Annotated in this window: 24 protein-coding genes and 1 other RNA gene; 22 read left to right on the top strand and 3 right to left on the bottom strand. The window is 35.9% G+C overall.

Annotated elements, in window-relative coordinates:
* Positions 1 to 73 precede the first annotated feature (73 nt).
* Complete coding sequence (gene aspS / locus AC6CHR_RS04340; protein WP_498247285.1) at positions 74 to 1840, top strand: aspartate--tRNA ligase; 1767 nt, start codon at positions 74 to 76, stop codon at positions 1838 to 1840.
* Between the two features lie 122 nt (positions 1841 to 1962).
* Here the strand turns inward: aspS and ssrS are convergent.
* Positions 1963 to 2148: non-coding RNA, 6S RNA (ssrS, locus tag AC6CHR_RS04335), on the bottom strand.
* A 559-nt stretch (positions 2149 to 2707) separates the two neighbouring features.
* Here ssrS and AC6CHR_RS04330 point away from each other — a divergent pair.
* A complete protein-coding gene (locus AC6CHR_RS04330; RefSeq protein WP_498247284.1) occupies positions 2708 to 3475 on the top strand; it encodes a tRNA threonylcarbamoyladenosine dehydratase in 768 nt (255 codons plus the stop codon).
* A gap of 85 nt (positions 3476 to 3560) precedes the next feature.
* Here the strand turns inward: AC6CHR_RS04330 and AC6CHR_RS04325 are convergent, their stop codons facing one another.
* Complete coding sequence (locus AC6CHR_RS04325) at positions 3561 to 4181, bottom strand: RsfA family transcriptional regulator (protein ID WP_498247283.1); 621 nt, start codon at positions 4179 to 4181, stop codon at positions 3561 to 3563.
* Between the two features lie 104 nt (positions 4182 to 4285).
* The gene (locus AC6CHR_RS04320) at positions 4286 to 5536 is read right to left on the bottom strand and encodes a replication-associated recombination protein A (protein WP_498247510.1); all 1251 of its coding nucleotides are present in this window, start codon (positions 5534 to 5536) and stop codon (positions 4286 to 4288) included.
* A gap of 407 nt (positions 5537 to 5943) precedes the next feature.
* On the opposite strand from AC6CHR_RS04320, the gene AC6CHR_RS04315 reads away from it, so the two are divergent.
* The 20 genes from AC6CHR_RS04315 to greA all read left to right on the top strand — a co-directional run bounded on the left by AC6CHR_RS04315 (position 5944) and on the right by greA (position 25862).
* Positions 5944 to 6627, top strand: coding sequence for a YczE/YyaS/YitT family protein (locus AC6CHR_RS04315; protein ID WP_498247282.1), 684 nt, complete (start codon positions 5944 to 5946; stop codon positions 6625 to 6627).
* Between the two features lie 10 nt (positions 6628 to 6637).
* A complete protein-coding gene (gene cymR / locus AC6CHR_RS04310) occupies positions 6638 to 7054 on the top strand; it encodes a cysteine metabolism transcriptional regulator CymR (RefSeq protein ID WP_498247281.1) in 417 nt (138 codons plus the stop codon).
* Positions 7055 to 7310: 256 nt separating this feature from the next.
* The gene (locus tag AC6CHR_RS04305) at positions 7311 to 8450 is read left to right on the top strand and encodes a cysteine desulfurase family protein (RefSeq protein WP_498247280.1); all 1140 of its coding nucleotides are present in this window, start codon (positions 7311 to 7313) and stop codon (positions 8448 to 8450) included.
* 20 nt (positions 8451 to 8470) lie between these two features.
* Complete coding sequence (gene mnmA, locus AC6CHR_RS04300; protein ID WP_498247279.1) at positions 8471 to 9583, top strand: tRNA 2-thiouridine(34) synthase MnmA; 1113 nt, start codon at positions 8471 to 8473, stop codon at positions 9581 to 9583.
* 430 nt (positions 9584 to 10013) lie between these two features.
* A complete protein-coding gene (locus AC6CHR_RS04295) occupies positions 10014 to 10664 on the top strand; it encodes a tetratricopeptide repeat protein (protein WP_498247278.1) in 651 nt (216 codons plus the stop codon).
* Between the two features lie 21 nt (positions 10665 to 10685).
* Positions 10686 to 13052, top strand: a complete 2367-nt coding sequence (recD2, locus tag AC6CHR_RS04290) for an SF1B family DNA helicase RecD2 (RefSeq protein WP_498247277.1) — start codon at positions 10686 to 10688, stop codon at positions 13050 to 13052.
* Between the two features lie 32 nt (positions 13053 to 13084).
* Positions 13085 to 13558 (top strand): PRC-barrel domain-containing protein, encoded by a 474-nt coding sequence (locus tag AC6CHR_RS04285; protein WP_498247276.1) that lies wholly within the window; start codon positions 13085 to 13087, stop codon positions 13556 to 13558.
* A gap of 22 nt (positions 13559 to 13580) precedes the next feature.
* Positions 13581 to 13772 carry a YrzR-like zinc ribbon domain gene (locus AC6CHR_RS04280; RefSeq protein WP_498247275.1) on the top strand — a complete coding sequence of 64 codons (192 nt, stop codon included), beginning with the start codon at positions 13581 to 13583 and terminating at the stop codon, positions 13770 to 13772.
* Positions 13773 to 13786: 14 nt separating this feature from the next.
* Positions 13787 to 13918, top strand: coding sequence for a YrzQ family protein (locus AC6CHR_RS04275; protein WP_498247274.1), 132 nt, complete (start codon positions 13787 to 13789; stop codon positions 13916 to 13918).
* 214 nt (positions 13919 to 14132) lie between these two features.
* Positions 14133 to 15194, top strand: coding sequence for an AI-2E family transporter (locus AC6CHR_RS04270; RefSeq protein WP_498247273.1), 1062 nt, complete (start codon positions 14133 to 14135; stop codon positions 15192 to 15194).
* Positions 15195 to 15616: 422 nt separating this feature from the next.
* The gene (alaS, locus tag AC6CHR_RS04265; RefSeq protein ID WP_498247272.1) at positions 15617 to 18256 is read left to right on the top strand and encodes an alanine--tRNA ligase; all 2640 of its coding nucleotides are present in this window, start codon (positions 15617 to 15619) and stop codon (positions 18254 to 18256) included.
* Between the two features lie 76 nt (positions 18257 to 18332).
* A complete protein-coding gene (locus AC6CHR_RS04260) occupies positions 18333 to 18599 on the top strand; it encodes an IreB family regulatory phosphoprotein (RefSeq protein ID WP_498247271.1) in 267 nt (88 codons plus the stop codon).
* Between the two features lies 1 nt (position 18600).
* Positions 18601 to 19017: a Holliday junction resolvase RuvX gene (gene ruvX, locus AC6CHR_RS04255; RefSeq protein ID WP_498247270.1), complete on the top strand. Its 417-nt coding sequence runs from the start codon at positions 18601 to 18603 to the stop codon at positions 19015 to 19017.
* Positions 19018 to 19046: 29 nt separating this feature from the next.
* Positions 19047 to 19334 carry a DUF1292 domain-containing protein gene (locus tag AC6CHR_RS04250; protein WP_498247269.1) on the top strand — a complete coding sequence of 96 codons (288 nt, stop codon included), beginning with the start codon at positions 19047 to 19049 and terminating at the stop codon, positions 19332 to 19334.
* A 327-nt stretch (positions 19335 to 19661) separates the two neighbouring features.
* Positions 19662 to 20789 (top strand): endolytic transglycosylase MltG, encoded by a 1128-nt coding sequence (gene mltG, locus AC6CHR_RS04245; RefSeq protein ID WP_498247268.1) that lies wholly within the window; start codon positions 19662 to 19664, stop codon positions 20787 to 20789.
* 641 nt (positions 20790 to 21430) lie between these two features.
* Positions 21431 to 22075: an O-methyltransferase gene (locus AC6CHR_RS04240; RefSeq protein WP_498247267.1), complete on the top strand. Its 645-nt coding sequence runs from the start codon at positions 21431 to 21433 to the stop codon at positions 22073 to 22075.
* Between the two features lie 113 nt (positions 22076 to 22188).
* A complete protein-coding gene (locus AC6CHR_RS04235) occupies positions 22189 to 23118 on the top strand; it encodes a peptidase U32 family protein (protein ID WP_498247266.1) in 930 nt (309 codons plus the stop codon).
* Between the two features lie 51 nt (positions 23119 to 23169).
* On the top strand, positions 23170 to 24438 hold the full coding sequence (locus tag AC6CHR_RS04230) for a peptidase U32 family protein (RefSeq protein WP_498247264.1): 1269 nt from the start codon (positions 23170 to 23172) through the stop codon (positions 24436 to 24438).
* A 3-nt stretch (positions 24439 to 24441) separates the two neighbouring features.
* On the top strand, positions 24442 to 25077 hold the full coding sequence (udk, locus tag AC6CHR_RS04225) for a uridine kinase (protein WP_498247263.1): 636 nt from the start codon (positions 24442 to 24444) through the stop codon (positions 25075 to 25077).
* Between the two features lie 311 nt (positions 25078 to 25388).
* Positions 25389 to 25862, top strand: coding sequence for a transcription elongation factor GreA (gene greA / locus AC6CHR_RS04220; protein WP_498247262.1), 474 nt, complete (start codon positions 25389 to 25391; stop codon positions 25860 to 25862).
* Positions 25863 to 25957 lie beyond the last annotated feature (95 nt).

Below are 25957 nucleotides of genomic sequence, written 5' to 3'. Positions count from 1 at the left end.
TGCTGCGCGCTCTTTTAGGAAAGAGCCTATTGTAAAGTAAACAATTCACATTAGAACAAAAGGAGAGGGTTATATGTTTGGCCGTACATATTATTGTGGTGAAGTTCCAGAATCAGCTATTGGAGAAAAAATTGTTCTAAAGGGATGGGTACAAAAACGACGTGATCTAGGTGGAGTAATCTTTATTGATCTTCGTGATCGTACTGGTGTCGTACAAGTTGTTTTTAATCCTGAAATTTCTGAGGAAGCCTTAGCAATTGCTGAGAGAGTTAGAAGTGAATATGTATTAGATATTACAGGGAAGGTTGTTGAACGTGATGAAGAGACAATTAACCCAAATGTATCTACCGGAACAATTGAAGTTCTTGTTGAGAGTGTAACAATTATTAATGCCGCAAAAAATCCACCTTTCCAAATAGATGATAAATCAGATGAAGTTTCAGAAGATGTTCGTCTAAAATATCGTTATTTAGATTTAAGAAGACCAGCGTTACTTAATACGATACAAATGCGTCACAATGTAACGAAATCAATGCGTAATTTCTTGGATGAAAAAGGGTTTCTTGATATAGAGACACCTATTTTAACGAAAAGCACACCAGAAGGAGCACGTGACTATTTAGTACCAAGTCGTGTTCATGATGGTGAGTTCTATGCTCTACCTCAATCACCGCAAATTTTTAAACAGCTTTTAATGGTATCAGGATTTGATAAGTACTACCAAATAGCTCGCTGCTTCCGTGATGAAGATTTACGTGCAGATCGTCAGCCTGAATTTACACAAATAGATATAGAGGCTTCATTTATGAGCCAAGATGATATTATGTCAATGACAGAGCAAATGATGGCTAGAATCATGAAGGAAACCAAGGGCATTGATATTCCTCTTCCAATGCAAAGAATGTCTTATGATGAAGCGATGGGACGTTTTGGTTCTGATAAGCCTGATACACGTTTCGGTCTAGAACTTGTCGATATAGGAGAAATTGTGAAAGATAGTGGATTAAAGGTGTTTAACTCCGTAATAGCAAGTGGAGGACAAGTAAAATCAATTAATGTTAAAGGGGCTGCAGACAAGTATTCTCGTAAAGATATGGATGCACTTGCAACATTCGTAGCGCCTTTCGGGGCGAAAGGCTTGGCATGGTTAAAAGTAGAAGATGACGGATTGAAAGGTCCAATTATTAAATTCTTTACTGATGAAGAACAAACTAATTTAGTGAAAACAATGGAAGCGACAGTCGGAGATTTACTTGTGTTTGTAGCTGACAATAAAAAGGTTGTAGCTGATGCATTAGGTGCACTTCGTATGAAACTTGGAAAAGAATTAAAATTAATTGATGAGAGCAAATATAATTTTCTTTGGGTTGTTGAATGGCCATTGCTTGAATACGATGAAGTGACAAAAAGATATTATGCAGCACATCATCCATTTACAATGCCCGCAAGAGAAGATTTAGAGCTATTTGATACAGATCCAAGTAACATGAAGGCACAGGCATATGATATTGTTCTTAATGGTTATGAGCTTGGTGGCGGATCTATTCGTATTTTTGAAAAGGCTGTTCAAGAAAAAATGTTTGAGCTTTTAGGCTTCTCAGAAGAGGAAGCGAAGGAACAATTCGGTTTCTTGCTTGAAGCTTTTGAGTATGGAACACCACCTCACGGGGGGATTGCTCTTGGTTTAGACAGACTAGTTATGTTATTAGCTGGTCGTACAAACTTAAGAGATACGATCGCATTCCCGAAAACAGCTAGCGCAAGTGACTTGTTAACAAATGCACCAAGTGCTGTTAGTGAAGCGCAGTTAGTTGAATTGAATCTAGAATTACTTGATTAATTTTTATTGACTTTATTATAAAAAAACCTTTCCACTAACTTGGAAAGGTTTTTCTCTATGAGCCTAAAGCTTCATTGATTTCACTATGTTTAGAGATGTAACTACGAGTGAGTTTAAATATTGGAAGTCCCGAGCGTGCCGTCGCCTTTTCCTTCGTTTTGATCCCGCCAATAGCAGGTGGGTGCTTTATTCTTGAGTTTTGTAAGTCCTCAATTCGAGTTAGAGGCGTTTACTCTGTCTAGAAACACAAGCTCCCGTCGAAAAAATGTTGGTCAAAACTAGGTGTACAACGAACACATCAGGACTATGATTGCGCTTTCATTATCTTTAAACAAATAATAGCACATAGAAATATTCATTTCAAGCCTTTTCCTTTATGTGTTAAAAAAGTAATCAAACAATGGTATTTAAAGGTTAAATAAATGGGGGTGAAAACACTAATCGTATAGTGAGCTAAAACGGTCGTATCGACTGTGATAAGTATGAAAAATGCTTGCTTTTTCAACAGTATATGATATATTCGTTTTCAGGCAAGTTGAGGATATAAACTGGAATTAATGAAAATTTTTTTCGAGTATATTTAGCTTGAGAAAATATAATGGTTTGATTAAAGTAGTGAATACTAAGAGTAAGCAATATTATTAAGGCTCTTTTCTAAAAGTTTGGTGCTCTAGCACTAATAAAGATCGGCTTTTGGATTTTTATGTTCTAAACTGAAGCGATCTCCAGAGGGATTTCAGAGTCATTTAACGAAAAGAGCACGAAGATAGGCTGAATTCGTAAAGAATTACTTATAACGACAAACAACAATCTTTACGAAAACAGCCACTATTAAAAAACTAACTGGTTTATAATGGAGTGAGTAAGTTGTTGCATCAATTTTCACGTAACGAATTAGCGATAGGTAAAGAAGGACTAGATATACTGAAAAATAGCTCAGTTGCTGTCCTAGGGGTTGGTGGAGTTGGCTCTTTTTCAGCAGAAGCACTAGCTCGATCTGGTGTAGGAAGAATTATATTAGTCGATAAAGATGATGTTGATATTACAAATGTTAATCGTCAAATACATGCATTATTATCGACCATTGGACAACCAAAAGTAGATTTGATGGAAGCCCGTATTAAGGATATCAATAAAGATTGTGAAGTCATCTCTTTAAAAATGTTCTATACTGAAGAAACATACGAGCAGTTTTTTAATTATCAGCTTGATTATGTTATCGATGCATCAGATACAATATCATACAAAATTCATTTGATGAAGGAATGTTTAAAGCGGAATATTCCGATCATATCAAGTATGGGCGCCGCAAACAAAATAGACCCAACAAGGTTTCAGGTATCAGACATTTCAAAAACACATACAGACCCGATGGCAAAGGTCATTCGTACACGTTTACGTAAAGAAGGAATTAACAAAGGGATTAAGGTAGTATTCTCAGATGAAAGTCCTATTGTCATTCGTGAGGATATACGAAAAGAAGTTGGAAACAATGATGCTCAAATACGAAAAGCGAAAATGCCTCCAGCATCAAATGCATTCGTACCTTCAGTAGCTGGATTAGTTATGGGTGGACATGTTGTTAACGAATTAGTAAAGAGCATTGAGATTGTTAGAGTTAAGGATAAAAAATAATAAACATAAAGAAGGTAGGGCAACCCTTAAAAACTAACGTAATCATTAGTTTTTAAGGGTTGTTTTTTGTAGAGAAATATAGTTGTTAATGAAACCGATGTTTTTGGCCTCTAGATTTTTCGGGTGTTTTTTGTACTTGGTTTAAAACGGTCATAAGTAATTTGTAATTATGTTCGATATTCTGATTTCTTGTCATAAGCTGATTGTATTTTAATGTAAGTTTCTCGTTTTCTTCTTTGAGCTGCTGATTCTCTTTTGATAGATTATTGTTTTGCTCTTTTAAGTCAGTGGGTTTATCTTGATTGTAGTTTTTTAAGAAGGCTATACAATCATCGATAGTGATCAGTGAATTTACAGTATTTCCAGTTGTACCTATTTGCTTTTTTTCCTTTTCTTGTTCACTTTCTTCTAAGATCACCTGATTATTACCTGTAAAGGTAGAGGCGGGACTCTCTCTTTTATCACTAGATCGTTCTGATCTTTTTGTTTCCTTACGCTGTTTTTTAGCAAGTTCAAAAGCCTGTAAAAACTTGTCCCTGACTTCTGTGTTCCAGCGATAGCCACATGCAGCTGTTGTGCGATTTAATTTATCGCCTATTTCTTCAAATGCGGCACTCTGTGTACTGCCATCACGAATATGTCTTAGGACAGTTTCTGCAAGAAGTAAATCATCTTCGTGTGTCCAAGCATCTTGTCTACTCTTCATGATGACCTCCATTAGAAAAATATTTCTATCAGTTTATTTTTATCGTTTCCTTTATGTGTCATTCTATACAAGTTAGTAGTTTCATATTAGAAGACGATAAATACCTATTTTCTTTGCTGTTGCAAAATTTTATCATAGACCTGGCTGAGCGCCAACTCGAATTTCCCAGTTTTTTTAGGTTGGAAATACACTTTATTTTTCAAACGATCTGGCAAGTATTGTTGCTTTACCCAGCCATTATCAAAGTCATGTGGATATAAATATTCAATTCCTCTACCTAATGCCTTTGCTCCCTGGTAATGCGCATCCTTTAAATGGTTTGGTACATCACCGATTTTTCCTGCTCTTATATCTGCAACTGCAGAATCTAATGCGCTATATGCACTATTTGATTTTGGGGAAAGACATAACTCGATAACTGCATTTGCTAAAGGAATCCTTGCCTCAGGAAATCCTAAACGTTCAGACGATTCTATCGCGGCTAACGTCCGTTGACCAGCTTGTGGATTTGCGAGACCGATATCCTCATAAGCAATCACTAATAACCGTCTATTAATACTAACAAGGTCCCCGGCTTCAATAAGTCTTCCTAAATAATGCAAAGCAGCATTTACATCCGACCCTCTAATCGATTTTTGAAAGGCGGAAATGACATCATAGTGGGCGTCACCATCTTTGTCATGTACAAAGCTTTTCTTTTGCAAACATTCCTCAGCAATGGAAACATCTATTTCAATTACGCCATTTTCATTCATTTCGGTAGATAAGACAGCCAATTCTAGAGCATTTAAAGCTGAACGGACATCCCCTCCACAGCTACCAGACAAATGCAAAAGGGCATCATCTGACACGAACACTTCTTGGTTGCCTAGACCATATTCCTGATCATTTATGGCACGAAGTAATGCTTGTTTGATATCTTCTTCCTCAAGTGAGTGTAATTCAAAAATCTGGCATCTACTACGAATAGCAGGATTTATTGCATGATAGGGATTGCTAGTTGTAGCACCAATAAGAATTATCATTCCATTTTCTAGGTAAGGTAAAAGGAAGTCTTGTTTTGCTTTATCAAGGCGATGTACTTCATCTAGAATTAAGATCACTTTACCCGACATTTTCGCTTCTTCTACGACAATCTCCATATCCTTTTTATTGTTTACAACAGCATTCAGTTTTCGAAAAGCCGTACTAGTACTACCTGCTATCGCTGTTGCAATCGAAGTTTTCCCTGTGCCAGGTGGACCATATAAAATCATTGATGATAGGTGCTTCGCTTTTACCATTCGATGTATGATTTTACCTTCTGATACCAAATGGTTTTGACCAATAATATCTTCTAATTTTTTAGGGCGCATTCTATATGCAAGTGGTTGTTTCAATATAAACACTCCAAACGTTTAATAAAGATTAAGTTTTTTTCTGTTCTATTTCTCAACATGTGCATGATAACTTTGTTGTTCATGTATGAATAATTCATCTATATTCTTAGTTTACCTGTATTCAAAGCAAAGGATAAGAAAAGATCCTAAGGTTATGAAAGGAAGGTTATGATGTTAGCCAATGTTTTTAAGGATTAGCATGTTTATGTCCTATTGTCTTAGTTGGTTTTAGTGCCTATTAAGTTAATAATATGCTATAATGGCTAATGTTCAAAGTAAGAAACACGGATAGATTATCGCTTATGTTTGAATTTAATATGTTAGATAGATCTAAGTTACCTTACACCATAGAGAATCTGGAAAGAACAATCGGGGGATCTAGCATGAGGAAAAATAGAAACATTATCTCATCCATTTTAAAATGGAGTGTTTATTTTACAGGGCTTCTAATTATGTCGTTAGGAATTGTATTAACGATAAAAGCGGATTTAGGCGTTTCTTCTTGGGATGTCCTACACATCGGTTTATATTATAGGTTGGGCTTAACGATTGGAACATGGACGATTTTAACAGGATTATTCGTTCTATTCTTAGCAACACTTTTAACAAAGAAGCCACCACAGTTAGGTGCCTTTATTAATATGATTTCTGTCGGAATTTTTATTGATTTATATTTAGCAATTCCGCTTTTACAAACACCCGGATCATTTTCTGGGAAATTGATTATGCTGATGATAGGAATTATCATGTTAGGATATGGTATGGGATTATATATTTCTGCTAAATGTGGGGCTGGACCTAGGGACAGTTTAATGATATCTCTTGTGGATAGAACAGGTAAATCGATTACTCTTATTAGAGGATGTATTGAGGTAATTGTTTTAGTTATAGGTTGGCTATTAGGTGGCCCAGTATTTATTGGAACAATAATTACAACATTAACAATTGGATATGTTGCAGGAATGATGATTCCATTTTGTCAAAAAGCAACAGATCAATTACAAGATAAACTGATTTATAATAAAAAAAATTCTCATGAGACTGGTATATTAGAACGTAAAGTATAGGGGTGCTAGTATGAAAATATCAACAAAAGGTCGTTATGGATTAACGATTATGATTGAGTTAGCAAAAAGACATGGTGAGGGACCGACATCACTAAAAAGTATTGCCCAAGCTCATAACTTGTCAGAGCATTATTTAGAGCAGCTTGTCGCACCGTTGCGAAATGCCGGTCTAGTTAAAAGTATTCGTGGAGCATACGGTGGTTACATCCTAGGTGATGAACCAATTTCGATTACATCAGGAGATATAATTCGAGTTTTAGAAGGACCGATAACACCAGTTGAAGTACTTGAAGATGAAGAACCTGCAAAAAGACAACTTTGGATAAAAATACGTGATGCGGTTAAAAATGTTCTAGATAATACTACATTAGAAGACCTTGCAAGCTACACTGAAGGTGAACAAGAGCCTTATATGTTTTATATTTAAGCTCTTTACTAAAAGTTTCTTGCTCTTGGCTAGTAAAAAGCAGCTTTTTGGTTTTTAATATATGCATTGAAACGATTTTAACAGAAAATGACAATGGAATTAAGCGGATAGAACAAGATGACAGGCTAAAAACGTATAGTAGTTCTTTTTTATAAAGGAGCATTAAGATAGACCTTATTCGAAGTAAATCTAAGTACGAAAACAGTCTTAAGTTTAGTGGGAAATTACTAATTACTTTTAGAAAGGAGGGTTGTCCGTGAAACAAGTCTATTTAGATCATGCGGCAACTTCACCATTGCATCCACAAGTAGCAGAAGAAATGTTGCCGATTATGTTGAATAACTTCGGTAACCCTTCAAGTATTCATTCATTTGGTAGAGAAGCTCGACGTCTTCTGGACGAATCGAGAAGAAACCTTGCAAGTAAAATAGGAGCAATACCTTCAGAGATTATTTTTACCAGTGGTGGTACGGAAGCGGACAATTTAGCAGTAGTAGGAACAGCTTTAGCTAATGCTCATGAAGGTAAACACATTATTACGACACAGGTGGAGCACCATGCTGTATTAAATGCTTGTAAGTATTTAGAGAAGAGCGGGTTTTCTGTTACGTATTTACCTGTGAATGAGCAAGGTGTCATCACGATTGATCAATTAAAGGAATCCCTTACAGATCAGACAATTCTTGTTTCAATTATGTTTGGAAATAATGAAGTTGGTGCTATACAGCCAATTAACGAAATTGCTACCTTATTAAAAGACCATCAAGCCCTTTTTCATACAGATGCTGTACAAGCATTTGGTATGGAGAAGATCAATGTAAAAACACTAGGTGTTGATCTATTAACGGTATCAGCACATAAAATAAACGGTCCTAAAGGTGTAGGCTTGCTCTATGTAAGATCAGGGATAAAGCTTAAGCCTTCTTTATATGGTGGTGATCAAGAGCTTAAGCGAAGAGCTGGAACTGAAAATGTTTCCGGTATATATGGTTTTAGTTTAGCTGCCAACCTTGCAATAGCTTCAATTGAACAAAGAGTGGATCAATACAAAGCATATAAACTTGAAATGAGTATGATTTTTGAAGAAAACAAGCTTCAATATGAGATAAATGGAGCATTAACTGGATTACCCCATGTTTTTAACGTTTACTTTCCAGGTACACATATTGAATCATTATTAGTTAATTTAGATCTAGCTGGAATTGCCGCTTCTAGCGGTTCGGCATGTACAGCGGGTTCAGTCGATCCATCTCATGTATTAGTAGCGATGTTTGGCAAAAAGTCGGACCGAATTCTATCCTCGATCCGCTTTAGTTTCGGATATGGAACAAGCCTTGAAGACATTCAATATGCAGCACATGAGATAGCCAAAATAATTAATCGAGCAACAGCGTAGAGTAATAGGAGGTGGGGAGCATGAAAAAAGACCCTAAAGATATTAGAGTAGTTGTTGGGATGTCTGGAGGAGTTGACTCTTCAGTAGCGGCACTCCGTTTAAAAGAGCAAGGTTATGATGTAATTGGCATCTTTATGAAAAATTGGGACGATACAGATGAAAATGGAATTTGTACTGCCACAGAGGATTACAATGATGTAATAGAAGTGTGTAATCAAATTGGTATTCCTTATTATGCAGTTAATTTTGAAAAGCAATATTGGGACAAGGTGTTTACTTATTTTCTAGATGAATATAAAGCAGGGAGAACACCAAATCCAGACGTAATGTGTAATAAAGAAATTAAATTCAAGGCATTTTTAGAACATGCAATCTCACTTGGTGCGGATTATTTAGCTACAGGTCATTATGCACGCGTGGAATATCGTGATGGTGAATACAAAATGCTAAGAGGAATCGATGAAAACAAGGATCAAACGTATTTCCTTAATCAATTAGGTCAAGAACAGCTTTCAAAAGTAATGTTCCCTCTAGGGGATATTGAAAAACCAAAAGTCCGTGAAATGGCTAAAGAAGCAAATTTAGCGACTGCAACAAAAAAAGATAGTACAGGTATTTGTTTTATTGGTGAACGGAACTTTAAAGAATTTTTAAGCGGCTATTTACCAGCTCAACCTGGACTTATGCAAACTCTTGATGGAGAAGTTATGGGGAAACATGATGGCCTTATGTATTACACAATAGGGCAACGTCATGGCTTAGGTATCGGTGGAAGTGGCGAACCATGGTTTGCGATTGGAAAAGACCTCAAGAAAAACATCTTGTTTGTTGATCAAGGGTTTCATAATGAACGATTATACTCTGAATCAATTACTGCCACAAATGTTAGCTGGGTTTCAAATAAATCTGTAACTGACTTCTCATGTACTGCTAAATTCCGTTATCGCCAAGAAGATAATGACGTAGTTGTAACTATGATTGATGAAACAACTGCAAAGGTAATATTTAAGAAGCCTATCCGTGCAGTAACACCTGGACAAGCTGTTGTCTTCTATGATGGTGAAGTATGTTTAGGTGGCGGAACAATTGACAATGTGTATAAAGATGGAGAAAAGATTTGGTATGTAGGATAAGGTGAGTGAACGTTATCAAAATAGCCCTGCTAAAACAAGAAAAGGAATCTTGTTTTAGAGAACCTATTTACCTATCAGGTTATGTTAAAACATAAGGTTGATTTACCACACTTTGTTGATTGTAGTGAAAGGCGCGTCAATGGGAGACCCTACAGCCGCAAGGCACCGAGGAGGCTCTCGGACCGCATGGAACGAAAATTAACATTCAAGTTTACAGAGCCTAATTTTAAAAGGGGTTGACACATTGGCTGAGTCAACCCCTTTTACTTTTTATCTGTTATCAGATATAAAATTACAAAATTCTTATTATGGTTATTTTTAGATTAGTAAGGTAACGGATCAATTAAATTTAAAAGCACTTGGTCAATTAAATGTAACGATTTCAATTGGAGAAAAAATCATAATACATACGGAAGAAAGTAGGTTTAAAATGGATAATAATCAACGTGGAATCGAAGCAATGCAAAAAGGAGATTTTGAAGAAGCAGCAACAGCTTTCTCAGAAGCAATAGAATCAAATCCAAATGATCCAATTAGCTATATTAATTTTGGTAACTTATTGTCGGCAGTTAATGAGCTTGATAAGGCATTAACGTTTTACGAAAAAGCAATAGATATGGACGAGGAACTAGCAACGGCCTATTATGGTGCAGGAAATGTCTATTTTAATCTCGAAAAATACAATGAAGCTAAAAATATGTATGAAAAGGCATTGAAAAATGGCTTGGATGAAGGAGACTTACATTTTATGCTAGGAATGTGTCTTGTGAATCTCGATCATAATCGTTTGGCTCTCCCTTATTTTCAACGAGCAGTTGAACTGAATCATGAGGATATTGATGCTCACTTCCAATTTGGCTTATGTCTTGCACAGCAAGATTTGGTTGAGGAAGCAATGAACCAATTTCATTCAGTGATAAAATTGGACCAGGAACATGCAGACGCATTTTATAATTTAGGGGTTGCTTATGCTTATAAAGAGGAAGCAATAAAAGCGAAAGAAATGCTCGAACAAGCTTTGTCCATACAACCTGATCACTTGTTAGCAGGACATGCATTAAAAATCATTAGTGAAAACTAAAGTGAAAGGGAGATAAGGTTCATGCAGGAAAGTGCAGATTTATTCGGGGAAAATGAACGATTTGTAAAAGGTTTAGTTAAGGTTGTCATTTTTCATAATGAACAAAATTTATACTCAGTATTAAAAGTTAGGGTTCATGAAACTAGTGAAAACATTGAAGATAAAGAGATTACCGTGACTGGTTACTTTCCACTCCTGCATGAAGACGACACTTACACCTTCTTCGGTACTTTTAAGAATCATCCTAAATTTGGTCTGCAATTTCAAACAGAACACTTTAGGAAAGAGATTCCTCATACAAAGGAAGGAATCATACAATACTTATCAAGTGATCTATTTAAAGGCATCGGTAAAAAAACGGCAGAAGCAATAGTAGAAAAATTAGGCGAATCCGCAATCGCTAAAATTTTACAGAATCCAGCTATTCTAGATGATATACCTAGGGTGAAAAAGGATAAAGCGAAACAACTTGTTGAATCCCTTGTAGCTCACCAAGGATTAGAGCAGATCATGATCACACTCAATCAATTCGGCTTTGGACCACAGCTTGCAATGAAAGTTTATCAAGTCTATCAGGATAAAACATTACATATCATTCAGGAAAATCCGTACCAATTAGTCCATGATGTTGAAGGTATTGGTTTTGGTCGCGCAGATGAATTGGGTAAACATATAGGCATCTCTGGTAATAGTCCTGAACGAATAAGAGCAGCATGTCTATATAACATCGAATACATGAGCCTTCAAGAGGGTCATGTTTATTTGACAATCGAACAATTAATCGATAAGACCAAGGAATTGTTAGGCCATTCCCAACAAGAGTTGATACAAGAAACTGATATACAAGCAGAGATAATCGGATTAGGTAATGAAAAGAAAGTGATTGTGGAAGAGGAGCGTGCATATCTTCCTTCTCTATTTTATGCTGAACAAGGTTTAGTGAAAAATATAAAAAAGGTACTTGAACAAACAGAGTATGATGAACTTTTTCCAGAGTCAGAATTCTTACTTTCCCTTGGCAAGCTAGAAGAAAGAATGAAGGTACAATATGCACCAACGCAAAAAGATGCTATTCAAAAAGCACTGATGTCACCGATGCTACTATTAACTGGTGGACCTGGAACAGGGAAAACAACTGTGATTAAGGGGATTGTCGAGTTATTTGCTGATTTACATGGCTGTTCTCTAGAAACAAATGACTATAAAGGAGATGATCCCTTTCCAATTTTGCTTGTAGCTCCAACAGGACGAGCAGCTAAACGAATGAGTGAGGCCACAGGTCTTCCTGCAGTTACAATCCACCGATTATTAAAATGGAATGGTGCGGATGGCTTTGAACACGATGAGGATAATCCAATTGCTGGGAAATTACTTGTTGTTGATGAGGTATCAATGGTTGATATCTGGATCGCTAATCAATTGTTTAAAGCACTTCCTAGTCAAATACAAGTCGTTATGGTTGGTGATGAAGATCAACTACCATCAGTTGGTCCTGGGCAAGTACTTCGAGATTTATTGGCATCAAAAATCGTTCCTACTGTACGCTTAACTGATATATACCGCCAAGCAGAGGGCTCTTCAATTATTGAGCTAGCTCATGACATTAAACAGGGAAGAATGCCACAAGATATCGGATCTCCAACCTCAGATCGCTCATTTATTCAATGCACTCAAGGACAAATGAAAGAGGTGATTGAAAAGGTTATTAAAAGTGCGATCAAAAAAGGGTATACAGCTAGAGATATTCAAATCTTAGCCCCGATGTACAGAGGACCTGCAGGTATCGATCAACTAAACAAATTACTTCAAGAATTATTTAATCCAAAAACTCCTGGAAAAAGAGAAATGGCCTTTGGAGAAGTAATTTACCGTAATGGTGATAAGGTTCTCCAACTAGTTAATCAACCTGAAAGTAATGTATACAATGGTGATATCGGAGAAATTGTTTCAATTTTTTATGCGAAAGAGAATACCGAAAAAGAAGACATGATCATAGTTTCCTTTGAAGGTAATGAGGTTACCTATACAAAACAAGATTTCACTCAATTCACACATGCTTTTTGTTGTTCCATTCATAAGTCACAGGGAAGTGAATTTCCAATTGTCGTGATGCCTGTTGTAAAGGGCTACTATAGGATGCTTCGTCGCAACCTAATCTATACGGCGATTACAAGGAGTAAACGTTCATTAGTAATGTGTGGAGAGATCGACGCCTTGCAATGGGGAATCTCGAATAGTGACAGTTCTGAAAGGCAAACAAGTTTGATGCTTAAGCTCAGTGGTGTTGAAGAAATTGATGAATTACAAAAAGAGCTACCATTTCCAATTACTGATGCAAATATTGGTATGGAAAACGTTTCACCGTATGACTTTATGGAAGAAGGCTAATGATAATAGTGTTCGGAGAGGTGGAGATTTCTTTGCGAACATTTTCAACCTTAAAAGGGCTCCCAGTTTATTGCAATAAGAGTGCGGATCTCCTAGGTCATATTGTGGATATAACAATCTCTCCTGAGGGCATTGTTTTCGGGCTATTAATGGACGGAAAAGGGCTGTTTCATCGTGATCGCTTTATACCTATTGAGTCTATTCATGCATTAGGTGAAAATGGGATTATGGTTCATGATCGAAATATGCTATTTTCAATACATGATATGAAAGAAAACTACGTTTATAATACGTACGATGATTTTCGCAATAAAACAGTTCTCACAAAAGAAGGTGAGAAGCTGGGTTTATTGGAAGATGTATACTTTTCAGAGCAAATGGGCACAATTGAGGCATACAAATTGACGGACGGATTTTTTGCTGACATCTCCGAAGGGAAGAAAGTAGTAAAAGCTTCTGGTGAACCTTTTACGTTAAGCAAAGATGCGATCGTCATAGACTTATGACTGTAAAAAGAGGTGTGCCCGTTTGTTATTATGTCCGAATTGTAAAAGCAAAGACCTAGGGAAGATTGGTGTCAATCAATATTATTGCTGGAGCTGTTTTATAGAACTTTCTGTTGCAAAAGGGAAAATATTAACTCACCAAGTTGAAGAGGATGGAAGCTTAAGTTCACTTGATGATTTATTTTCTGATGATGAACGATCAATAAGCATGTAAAGGGGAGATTTATTATGAGAGGTGCAGTAACTTCATTAGTTTCAGTGGGAATTGGTGCAGCTGCTTATTATTTTGCTCGTAATTCTAACATGACATCTAATCGTTCAATGAAAAAAATGCGTAAACGTATTACAAACATGTTTTAGTAGGAGTAATAAGAGCTGATATTGTATCAGCTCTTATTTTTATGCAAAGTAATTATGCGAAAAGAGCGACAGGCTATATACGTAAAGAAGCATAGTACGAAAAACAAAAATCTCAGTGAAAACCAGTCTTTATAAAAGAATTATTTGGTTCTTTTTCATCTAAGTAGAATAAAAACCCCTATTATTAAGCAATATATGGAAGAGGGGGAAGGTTATGAGAGAGCGCCAAATCAAGTGGTTATTACGTATAATGATCCTATTATTAGGCCTGTTAACGATTTATATCTTTTTTAAGCTTCATAACATTTGGGTTCCATTTTTTCTGATGCTGAAAGCAATTTTTATTCCTTTTCTAATTAGCGGCTTTATTACGTACTTACTTCATCCAGTTATTGAAAAGTTGCATCGAACGGGTGTACCAAGATCCATTTCAATTTTAATTATATATTTCCTATTCTTTGGAATAATAGGTTATTCCTTCTATCGTGGGGTCCCTGTTTTAGTGAATCAGCTTATTGACCTTTCTGAGAACCTTCCGAAGGTTTCGTCTACCTATAATTATTGGATCAATTCGATACACGACCATACCAATCATTGGCCTGAAGGTATTCATGATCGAATTGAAATAATGTTCCAGCAAACTGAAGAGTGGCTAGTTTTGACTGTTGAAAAAGTCATAAACAGTTTAAAGGGTATATTCGATTATTTATTGTTGCTTGCAATCATTCCATTTTTAGTTTTCTATATGTTAAAGGACTATGAACAATTAAAAAAAGCTGCTTGGTATTTGACTCCTAGGAAGTGGCGGTGCTCAGCCATTCAGTTTTTAAAGGATATCGACCATTCATTAGGAAGTTATCTAAGAGGACAGTTATTTGTTTGCTTTATTATTGGAAGTATAGCCTCTCTAACTCTTTGGTTTTTTCATGTGAAGTATCCATTAATTTTAGGTTTATTAATTGGAATAACAAATATTATCCCTTATTTTGGTCCAATAATAGGAGCTGTCCCTGCGCTAATAATCGCTGCTACAACATCTGTTCAAACAGTTATTATTGTCATTGTTTTAATTCTCTGTCTTCAGTTTTTAGAAGGCAATATACTAGGTCCCATAGTCGTCGGGAAGAGTCTTCATATGCATCCAATTATTATTATGCTCGCACTATTAGCAGGTGGAGAAATTGGTGGGATTCTTGGGTTAATGCTAGCGGTACCTGTAGTTGTTATCGGAAGAGTCATGATTGAGCATCTTGTTGAGTTAAAAAGGGATCATTGACATTTAGGATATGCTTGTCTATAATCACGATAGAATATGACTAAATCAATGATGGAACAAAGTATGTTGTGGCCGCTTAATCAGAGAAGAATTTCCGTAGGCTGTGAGAAATTCTAAAGATAGGACAACAGAAAGCTATTCCTAAGTGCAGAAAAAACTGCCGTTTAATCCACGTTACGGTTATAAAGGTGATGAACTATTCAAGAGTGATAAATTAAGTACATCGGCACTAGAAAATTTGAGTAGCCGGGGATACTTTAGTCGTTACTCATATGTTTGTTCATAATCAGGGTGGTACCGCGAGTTAACTCTCGTCCCTGTGGAAAGAGGAGATTCTTTACACAGGGGCGGGAGTTTTTGAGTTTTTTCATGTTTGTTAGTAAAATTCATTTTATTTAGTAAATGATTTAAGGAGGATACATATGAAAAATTTACAATCATCTGAAGTTCGTCAAATGTTTTTAGATTTCTTTAAAGAAAAAGGGCATGCGGTAGAACCTAGTGCGTCACTTGTTCCCCATGAAGACCCAACATTACTTTGGATTAATAGCGGAGTAGCAACATTAAAAAAATACTTTGATGGCCGTGTGATTCCAGCAAACCCAAGAATATGTAATGCGCAAAAGTCAATTCGTACAAATGATATTGAGAATGTAGGAAAGACAGCAAGACATCATACTTTTTTTGAAATGTTAGGGAATTTTTCAATTGGTGAATACTTTAAGGTCGAGGCTATTGATTGGGCATGGGAATTTCTCACGAGTGAAAAATGGATAGGTTTTGATCAGGAAAAATTATCGGTTACAATCCATCCAGAAGACCAAGAAGCATTCGACCTTTGGAAGGATAGAATTGGAATACCTGAAGAACGTATTATCCGTTTGGAAGGAAACTTTTGGGATATTGGTGAAGGACCGAGTGGACCAAATACTGAGATCTTCTTTGACAGAGGCGAAGGATATGGTAATGATCCAGAGGATTCGGAATTATACCCAGGCGGAGAAAATGATCGTTATTTAGAAGTGTGGAATCTTGTCTTTTCACAATTTAATCACAACCCTGATGGTTCGTATACTCCTTTACCTAAGAAAAACATTGATACAGGTATGGGGCTTGAACGTATGGTTTCAATTATACAAAATGTTGAAACAAACTATGATACAGATTTATTTATCCCGATTATCAAAGCAACTGAACAAATTTCAAATGAAGTATATCGCCAAGATAAAGAAAAGGATATTGCTTTTAAGATTATTGCTGATCATGTGCGGACAGTAAGTTTTGCTATCAGTGATGGTGCAATCCCTTCAAATGAAGGCCGTGGCTATGTGTTACGTCGCTTGCTTAGAAGAGCTGTTCGCTATGCGAAACAACTTAACATTAATCGTCCATTTATGTATGAATTAGTGCCCGTGGTTGCTGAAGTAATGGTTGATTTTTATCCAGAGGTAAAAACAAAAACAGACTTCATTCAAAAAGTGATAAAAAGTGAAGAAGAACGTTTCCTTGAAACTTTAAATGATGGTTTGGTTATACTGAATGAAGTAGTCAAGGCCCAAAAGGATAAAGGTAGCTATATCGTTCCTGGTGAAGATGTTTTCCGTTTATACGATACATATGGCTTTCCTTATGAATTAACTGAAGAGTATGCTGAAGAAGAAGGAATGAAGATCGATCTTACTGGGTTTGAACAAGAAATGGGAAGACAACGTGATCGAGCTCGTGCAGCGATCCAAAAGGTTGATTCTATGCAAGTTCAAGGCGGTATATTAGGTGAAATAAAGGATAAAAGTGAGTTTGTTGGATATAACCAATTAACCGAAAAAAATGCTTCAGTTATTGTATTAGTAAAGGACGGAAAAGTCATCAAAGAAGCGAATGAAGGCGACGAAGTTCAACTAATATTAACTAAAACTCCATTCTATGCGGAGAGTGGTGGGCAAATAGCTGATGAGGGTTTATTAACAAGTGATAAAGCAAAACTTCGGGTAAGGAATGTTCAAAAAGCACCAAATGGACAAAATCTTCATCATGTTGTAATCGAAGCAGGAACGATCCAATCTGGGGATGATTTTACAGCAATTGTAAATGAGGATAATCGTAAAGGCATCGTAAAAAACCATACTGCTACCCATTTATTACACCAAGCATTAAAGGATGTTCTTGGTACCCATGTAAACCAGGCAGGGTCATTAGTAACAGCTGATCGACTGCGCTTTGACTTTTCACATTTTGGCCAAGTAACTCAAGAGGAAATTACTGAGATTGAACAAATTGTGAATGAAAAAATTTGGAAAAGTATTGCTGTTAACATCGAAACAAAATCACTAAAAGAAGCGAAGGAAATGGGAGCTATGGCTCTGTTTGGAGAAAAATATGGAGAAATGGTTCGCGTTGTACAAGTTGGTGAGTATAGCCTTGAACTTTGTGGTGGATGCCATGTTGATAATACCGCTACGATCGGTTTGTTTAAAATTATCACCGAGACTGGAATCGGGGCAGGTACAAGACGAATCGAAGCAGTTACTGGAAAAGCTGCATATCAATTGATTAATGAACAGCTAGACAAATTAAACGCTGCTGCTGGATTAATTAAAGCTAACCCTAAGGAAATAGTTTCGAGAATAGAGGCTCTACTACAAGATAACCGAGCTTTGCAAAGAGAGAATGAGTCATTAACAGGAAAGCTCGGGAATCTTGAAGCCAATAGTATTGTGGATAATGCTAAAACAATTAATGGAATAACGGTTCTAGCAGCAAAAGTAAATGCCAAAGATATGAATAGTTTACGAGGAATGATGGATGACTTGAAAAATAAACTTCAATCAGCTATTGTTGTTCTTGGTGCAGTTGAGGATGAAAAGGTTAATCTTGTAGCAGGTGTTACGAAAGATTTAGTCGAAAAGGGATATCATGCAGGAAAATTAATAAAAGAAGTTGCTGAGCTTTGTGGGGGAAAAGGTGGCGGGCGACCAGAAATGGCCCAAGCTGGTGCAAAAAAACCTGAAAATCTTTCAAAAGCGCTAGAGTTTGTCGAAGAATGGGTTGAATCCGTTTTATAATTGAGAAAAGTAGTGTAGAATGTAGGTATAAATGGTCAAGCAGATTCCTATTTTGAATCCAGAAAGAGGTGCAAAGATGAGTTCATTTGATAAGACGATGAAATTTAATTTTTCTGATGAGTCGGTTGAAACAAATGTTAATGAGGTCCTTTATACCGTTTACGATGCATTACAAGAAAAAGGCTATAATCCAATTAATCAAATCGTTGGTTATTTGCTTTCTGGTGATCCTGCCTACATTCCTCGTCATCGAGATGCACGAAATTTAATCCGCAAGCTTGAGCGGGATGAATTAATTGAGGAGTTAGTTAAATCTTACCTACAAAAAAACCGAGAGGCATAATATGCGCATATTAGGATTAGACTTAGGCTCTAAAACACTTGGAGTAGCATTAAGTGATGAGCTGGGCTGGACAGCCCAAGGGATTGAAACAATTAAAATTAATGAAGCAAACCGAGATTATAACTTTGCACGAATTTCTGAAATCATCAAGGAACATGGTGTTGAAAAGATTGTTCTTGGAATACCTAAGAACATGAATGGAACCATTGGACCGAGAGCTGAAGCAAGTCAAAAATTTGCTGATATTTTAACAAAAAAATATAAGCTTCCAGTGATACTTTGGGATGAACGTCTAACAACAATGGCTGCAGAGAAAATGCTCATTTCAGCTGATGTTAGTCGAAAGAAACGTAAATTGGTCATCGATAAGATGGCAGCAGTTATGATTTTACAAGGCTATTTAGATAGCTTAAATTAAGTATTGACTACTATAAAGAGGTGACTGTTATGGAACACGGAGAAAAACAAATTACTGTAATAGATGAGAATGGCAACGAACAGCTATGTGAGATTTTATTTACGTTTGAATCAGAAGAATATAAAAAGTCCTATGTTTTATATTATCCATTAGGTGCTGAAGAGGATGATAGTGAGGAGATTGAAATTCATGCTTCAAGTTTTAATCCACATGCTGAGGGTGAAGACGGTGAGCTTCAACCAATCGAGACTGAAGAAGAATGGGATTTAATTGAAGAGATGCTAAATACATTCCTTGATGAAGAGGAAGCTGAATAGATATTGTAAGATGTGAGAAGATTATTCTTCTTGCATTTTTTTTATCCTTATTTTTTCTACTTGGTAAATATTGTGATTGGATAGTTCATTTAGGATGTATTAAATTTCTTATATTCTCTATTTTTTCAAAGTTCCCGTTTTTAATTTTAATAATCAGGTAAAATAGTCCTATTTTTAGCTATTGAACCAAAGATTGTATGATAAAATCCGATCGATATACTACCTTCGTAATCTCTTAAATTTTATTCACTAATCCATTTTTTATGAAAAGTTGCCGAAATATAAGGAACTTTGTAGTATAATATTTGGGGTGAGAGGAGGATATGTATGTCTGATGTAGATTCGAATAAGGATACATTCCGTAAAAAACTTCTAGAAAAACAAAAAGAGGCGAAGGTTGTTAGAAAAATAGTGTTAACTGTTTTTATCATATTAATCATTTCCTTTTCTGGTCTTATCGGGGGTGGTTATCTATATATTAAATCAGCTTTAGAACCAGTAGATCCCGGTGACCAAAAAGTAGTTGAAGTTACTGTACCAATTGGATCTTCCGTTTCTTCTATTTCAAGAATATTGGAAGAAAACAATATTATTAAGGATGCACGAGTTTTTAAATATTATATTAAATTTAAGAACGAAGCAGGCTTTCAAGCAGGTGATTATCAATTTAAAAAATCAATGACTTTTACTGATATCATTGAAAGCTTAAAACAAGGTAAGCTAATGGAAAATGCTGTTTTTCAAATTACAATACCAGAAGGTAGACAGCTAGACGAAATTGCCTCAATCGTTGCCAAAAAGGCTCCATTTAGTGAAGAAGAAATTCTTGAAAAATTGAAGAATAAAGAGTTTATTGAGCTAATGCAAGCCAAATATCCCGAATTACTTACAAATGATATTTATGGGGAAGATATAAAATACGCACTTGAAGGTTATTTATTCCCGGCAACATACCCATACTATAAAAAAGAACCAACAATCGAGGAAGTTATTGAACCGATGATTGAAAAAATGAATGAAGTGGTTGTAAAGTATATCCCACAGTTACTTGAACGAGAAATGAGCATTCATCAGTTTGTTACAATGGCTTCTCTAATTGAGGAAGAAGCTACGGAAAAGGCAGATCGAGAAAAAATATCGAGCGTTTTTTATAATCGACTTGAACAAGATATGCCATTGCAAACAGATCCGACAGTGTTATATTCACTTGGTGAACATAAAGACCGTGTGCTATATAAAGATCTAGAAGTTGTGTCGCCATATAATACGTATAAAAATAAAGGACTTCCCCCAGGTCCAATTGCTAATGCAGGAGAGAGCTCATTAAAAGCAACATTATCACCAGAGAATACAGACTTTTTATATTTCCTAGCTACAAAAGAAGGGGAAGTCATCTTTACAAAGACACTTGAAGAGCACAATAATGAAAAAAATAAGCATATAACAAACCAATAATATAAGGGGTATGTTAAAGCTTACGATTTATTACGCTATGCTGATTGAAGTGGAAGACGTGTGAGACTACTGCAGGAGAATCAAGTCTTGGGAACCCGGCAGGCGGCATAAGCCGGGGAGCTCCCAGTGTATGCGGAAAGCGAAAGCTGGAACGGGAATCAACCTTCAATTTTAATAGAGCTAATATAAAAGGGAAGGAGAATGTATAAATTCGCTTTCCCTTTCTCATTATGGTAAAATATATCGAGTTGATAATAGGATACGTTTTATGGGAGGCTATTTCCGATTAATACTTAGTCGTTTCCTCTGCAACATAGCTTCAATTCCCATATAAAAATTCAAAATTTAGAAAAGAGACTTATTAAAAAAGTTTGAGTAAAGACAGGAATAAGCCTTGCTACTTGGTATACATAAATATATCCTGATCGTGAGAGTCATCCTAATTACACAATATTTTACATGCAAAGAGTTCTCATTGATGAGGCTCTTATTTTTGGGTAGATTTTTCAATTTCATCGTCATAGTCTTATTTAAGGTGTATTTGTCAAACAGGATAATCAGAACCTTACTATTTGCTATTTTGTTTTATGCCTTAAAGAGCCATATTGAAAGAAACTGAAGTAAATGATTTGGAGGCAATCATGTTAAACGAGGAAGTACTGACCTATTTAGAAAACCTTATACCTGATCGACCACAAACTGTTAAACAAATGGAAGATTTTGCAGAACAGCATGATGTGCCGATAATGGAAAAAACAGGGATAGAAGTTCTATTGCTTTTACTCTCTATGCAACAGCCAAAAAGAATTCTAGAAGTTGGAACGGCTATCGGGTATTCTGCGATACGGATGGCTTTAAAGCTCCCAAATACTGAGATTATTACTGTAGAACTAGATGAAGAACGATTACAACTAGCAAAACGACATATAAAGGAGTTCGGATTAGAAGAACGCATCCATGTTTTGCACGGTGATGCACTATTATTATCAGAGGAAATAAGAAAATATGGTCCTTTTGATGCACTATTTATTGACGCAACAAAAGCAAAATACAGTAAGTTTTTCACCCTTTATGAACCTATGTTAACTGACGTAGGTATGATATACACAGATAATGTTTTATTCAAAGGAACGGTGGCACGAGATCGTTCTGAGTTAAAAACGAGAAGACAAAGGACAATGGTAAGGAAACTAAATGACTATAATCATTTTTTATATACATTGGAAAAATATGAAACAACAATTATTCCAGTCGGTGATGGGATTGCTATCACAAAACGAAAATAATGAGGAAGTATAAGTTCTTAATAAAAGGATATTTAGCTGTATTCAGAAGTTAAGAAATTGGCGAGTTAAAAGATTTTTTCAATAGTCCTATATGTTTAAATGAGGTGTTAAAAATGAGAAAACCAGAATTATTAGTTACACCAAAAACAGTCGACGACATTCTGCCGCTAATTCAAGCAGGTGCGGATGCATTTCTAATTGGAGAACAAAAATTTGGGCTCCGTTTAGCTGGGGATTTTTTTAAGGAACATGTTAAAGAAGTGATCAATATTGCTCGTCAATATAATAAAAATGTCTATGTAGCTATGAATGCCATTTTTCACAATAATATGATAGATGAATTAGCTGACTATTTAACTTTTTTGAATGAAGTAAATGTGGATGCAGTAGTATTTGGGGATCCTGCTGTCCTCATGGTAGCAAAAGAAGTTGCTCCAGACATAAAGTTACACTGGAATACCGAAACAACCGCTACTAATTGGTATTCATGTAACTATTGGGGAAGAAAAGGTAGTAAGAGAGCTGTTCTAGCTCGTGAATTAAGCATGGATGCGATTATTGAAACCAAGGAACATGCTGAGGTAGAAATTGAAGTGCAGGTACATGGTATGACGTGTATGTTCCAATCGAAACGGACTTTATTAGGTAACTACTTTGAGTTCCAAGGTAAGGCGTTAAAGGTTGAAAATAGAACAAATAAAGAGTTAATGTTTTTATTTGATCCAGAACGCAATAATAAATATCCAATATATGAGGATGCAAATGGTACGCATATTATGAGTCCAAATGATATGTGTATTATTGATGAGCTAAGTGAAATGATTGATGAGGGCGTTGATTGTTTTAAAATTGATGGAATTCTTCAAACATCTCACTATATTATTGAAATAACCAAAAAGTATCGAAAAGCCATTGATTTGTGTGTGTCTAGTAATGCAGATTACGAAGAGATAAAAGAAACATTATTAGAAGAAATTCAAGAAATGCAGGCGAAAAATAGACCTTTAGATACAGGGTTCTTCTTCAAAGAAACGGTTTATTGATGGCATGGGTATGGTGTTAAATTCTACATGGCAATATAAGGAGTGAAAAGAATGACTGTAGTAGAAGATAAAATTTCCCGCATAATTAATGGTAAACGGGTGATTACAAAAAAACCAGAATTGCTAGCTCCTGCAGGAAATCTAGAAAAGTTAAAAATAGCTGTCCATTATGGTGCAGATGCTGTCTTTATTGGTGGACAAGATTATGGGTTGAGATCCAATGCAGGAAATTTTACACATGAAGAAATGGCTGAAGGAGTTCGTTTCGCTCAAAAGTATGGGGCAAAAATCTATGTTACAACAAATATTTTCGCTCATAATGAAAATATGGACGGACTTGAAGACTATTTAATTGGACTACAAAATGCTGGTGTAGCAGGGATAATCGTTGCAGATCCATTGATTATTGAAACGTGTAAACATGTTGCTCCTAATCTTGAGGTGCATTTGAGTACACAGCAATCACTTTCAAATTGGAAAGCTGTACAATTTTGGAAGGAAGAGGGTCTAGAGCGTGTTGTTTTAGCTCGAGAAACAGGAGCTGAAGAGATAAGAGAAATGAAGGAAAAGGTTGATATTGAGATTGAGGCGTTTGTTCATGGTGCCATGTGTATTGCCTATTCAGGGCGTTGTACATTAAGTAACCATATGACAGCTAGAGATTCTAACCGTGGTGGCTGTTGTCAATCTTGTCGCTGGGATTATGATCTATTTAAGGTAGATAACGATAAAGAAGTTGCCCTCTTTGATGAGAATGACCCAGCGTTTGCAATGAGTCCGAAAGATTTAAATTTAATTGAGTCAATTCCTAAAATGATCGAACTTGGCATAGATAGTTTAAAGATAGAAGGAAGAATGAAATCTATTCATTATATCGCAACTGTTGTAAGTGTATACCGCAAAGTGATTGACGAATATTGTGCAGATCCTGACCGTTTTACAATAGACCCTGAATGGATCAGGGAATTAGACAAATGCGCAAATAGAGAAACTGCTTCAGCCTTTTTTGAAGGTGTACCTGGTTTTAAGCAGCAAATGTTTGGCGATCATACTAAGAAAACAGCATTTGATTTTGTAGGACTTGTGCTAAATTTCGATGAAGAAACACAACTAATTACATTGCAACAACGAAATTACTTTAAACCTGGTGATACAGTTGAGTTCTTTGGTCCAGAAATTGAAAATTTCACACAAACAATTGAAACAATATGGGACGAAAAGGGAAATCAACTGGAGGCTGCTCGTCATCCACTACAAATCGTGAAATTTAAAGTGGAAAAACCAGTATTCAGACATAATATGATGCGGAAGGGGTTCTAAGAGATGCGAAAGAAGCCCGTTGTTATCGGAGTAGCTGGAGGCTCTGGTTCTGGTAAAACTAGTGTAACAAAAGCAATTTTTGATCATTTTAAAGGACATTCAATCTTAATGTTAGAACAGGATTTTTATTATAAAGATCAAAGTCACTTACCATATGAACAAAGGCTTAATACTAATTATGATCACCCATTAGCTTTTGACAATGACTTATTAATTGATCATCTAAAAGCATTATTAGCTCATCATTCGATAGAAAAGCCAGTATATGATTATAAATTGCATACAAGATCTGAAGATGTTATGGTAGTTGAACCTAAGGATGTAATTATTCTAGAGGGTATCTTAATACTTGAGGACGAGCGGTTGCGTGATCTAATGGATATGAAACTTTTCGTAGATACAGATGCAGATCTACGTATCATTCGTCGGATTCTTCGAGACCTTAAAGAACGAGGTCGTTCCATTGATTCAGTTATCGAACAATATATCTCAGTTGTAAGACCAATGCACAACCAATTTATCGAACCCACGAAACGATATGCTAATATTATTATCCCAGAGGGGGGACAAAATCACGTTGCAATTGATTTGATGGTGACAAAAATTCAAACAATTCTTGAACTAAATGCGATTTTGTAATAACATAGCATAGATAAAGAGTAGTGTGATCATATTATGTATAGGAATATATATTTTACCGAATGGCGTTGTTTTTATTTTTAAGTTAAGGGCACCATACCGCCCTTGCTTTTTTCATTGACATTGTCAAATAGGATATAAAAGTATTTTCTTATTTAGCCCACATGTGAAAGTGGTAATATGATTGTTTATACTTATATCTTCTTTTTATAGTTGAATTAGGCTTCAACTTATACATACTCGTTTGAAGATCTAGAATCAAAATGTTAGTTAAAAGTACAGGGACAGTCTACAAGAAGGAGTGGTACGAAATGGCACAAGAGAAAATTTTTCCTATGACAAGAGAAGGTAAAGATAAACTTGAGCAGGAGCTTGAATATTTGAAAACGGTTAAACGTAAAGAAGTAGTTGAAAGAATAAAAATTGCACGTAGCTTCGGTGATTTATCAGAGAACTCAGAGTATGATTCCGCTAAAGAAGAACAAGCTTTTGTTGAAGGCCGTGTGACAACTTTAGAAAACATGATCCGTAATGCGAGAATTATCGAGGGAGAAGCAGATTTAAGCTCAGTTTCTCTAGGTCGAACTGTTACATTTACTGAACTACCAGACGGTGACGAAGAAACGTATGCAATAGTTGGTAGTGCAGAGGCAGATCCATTTGAAGGGAAAATTTCAAATGATTCGCCAATTGCTAAGAGTTTAATTGGTAAAAAAGTAGGGGATCAAGTAACAGTTCAAACTCCAGGTGGAGAAATGCTTGTGAAAATTGTGAAAATTTCCTAATATATGTTTAGATAAGAAGCACCTCGTCGAAAATGAAGACGGGGTGTTTTTTTGTTGTTTGGTAATATGCGGTAGTTATGGATTGTGGATTACTG

This window comes from Metabacillus sp. GQ13, from assembly GCF_059758525.1.
The sequence above is the reverse complement of the archived record's forward strand: the minus strand, read 5'-3'. Positions and strand labels throughout refer to the sequence as shown.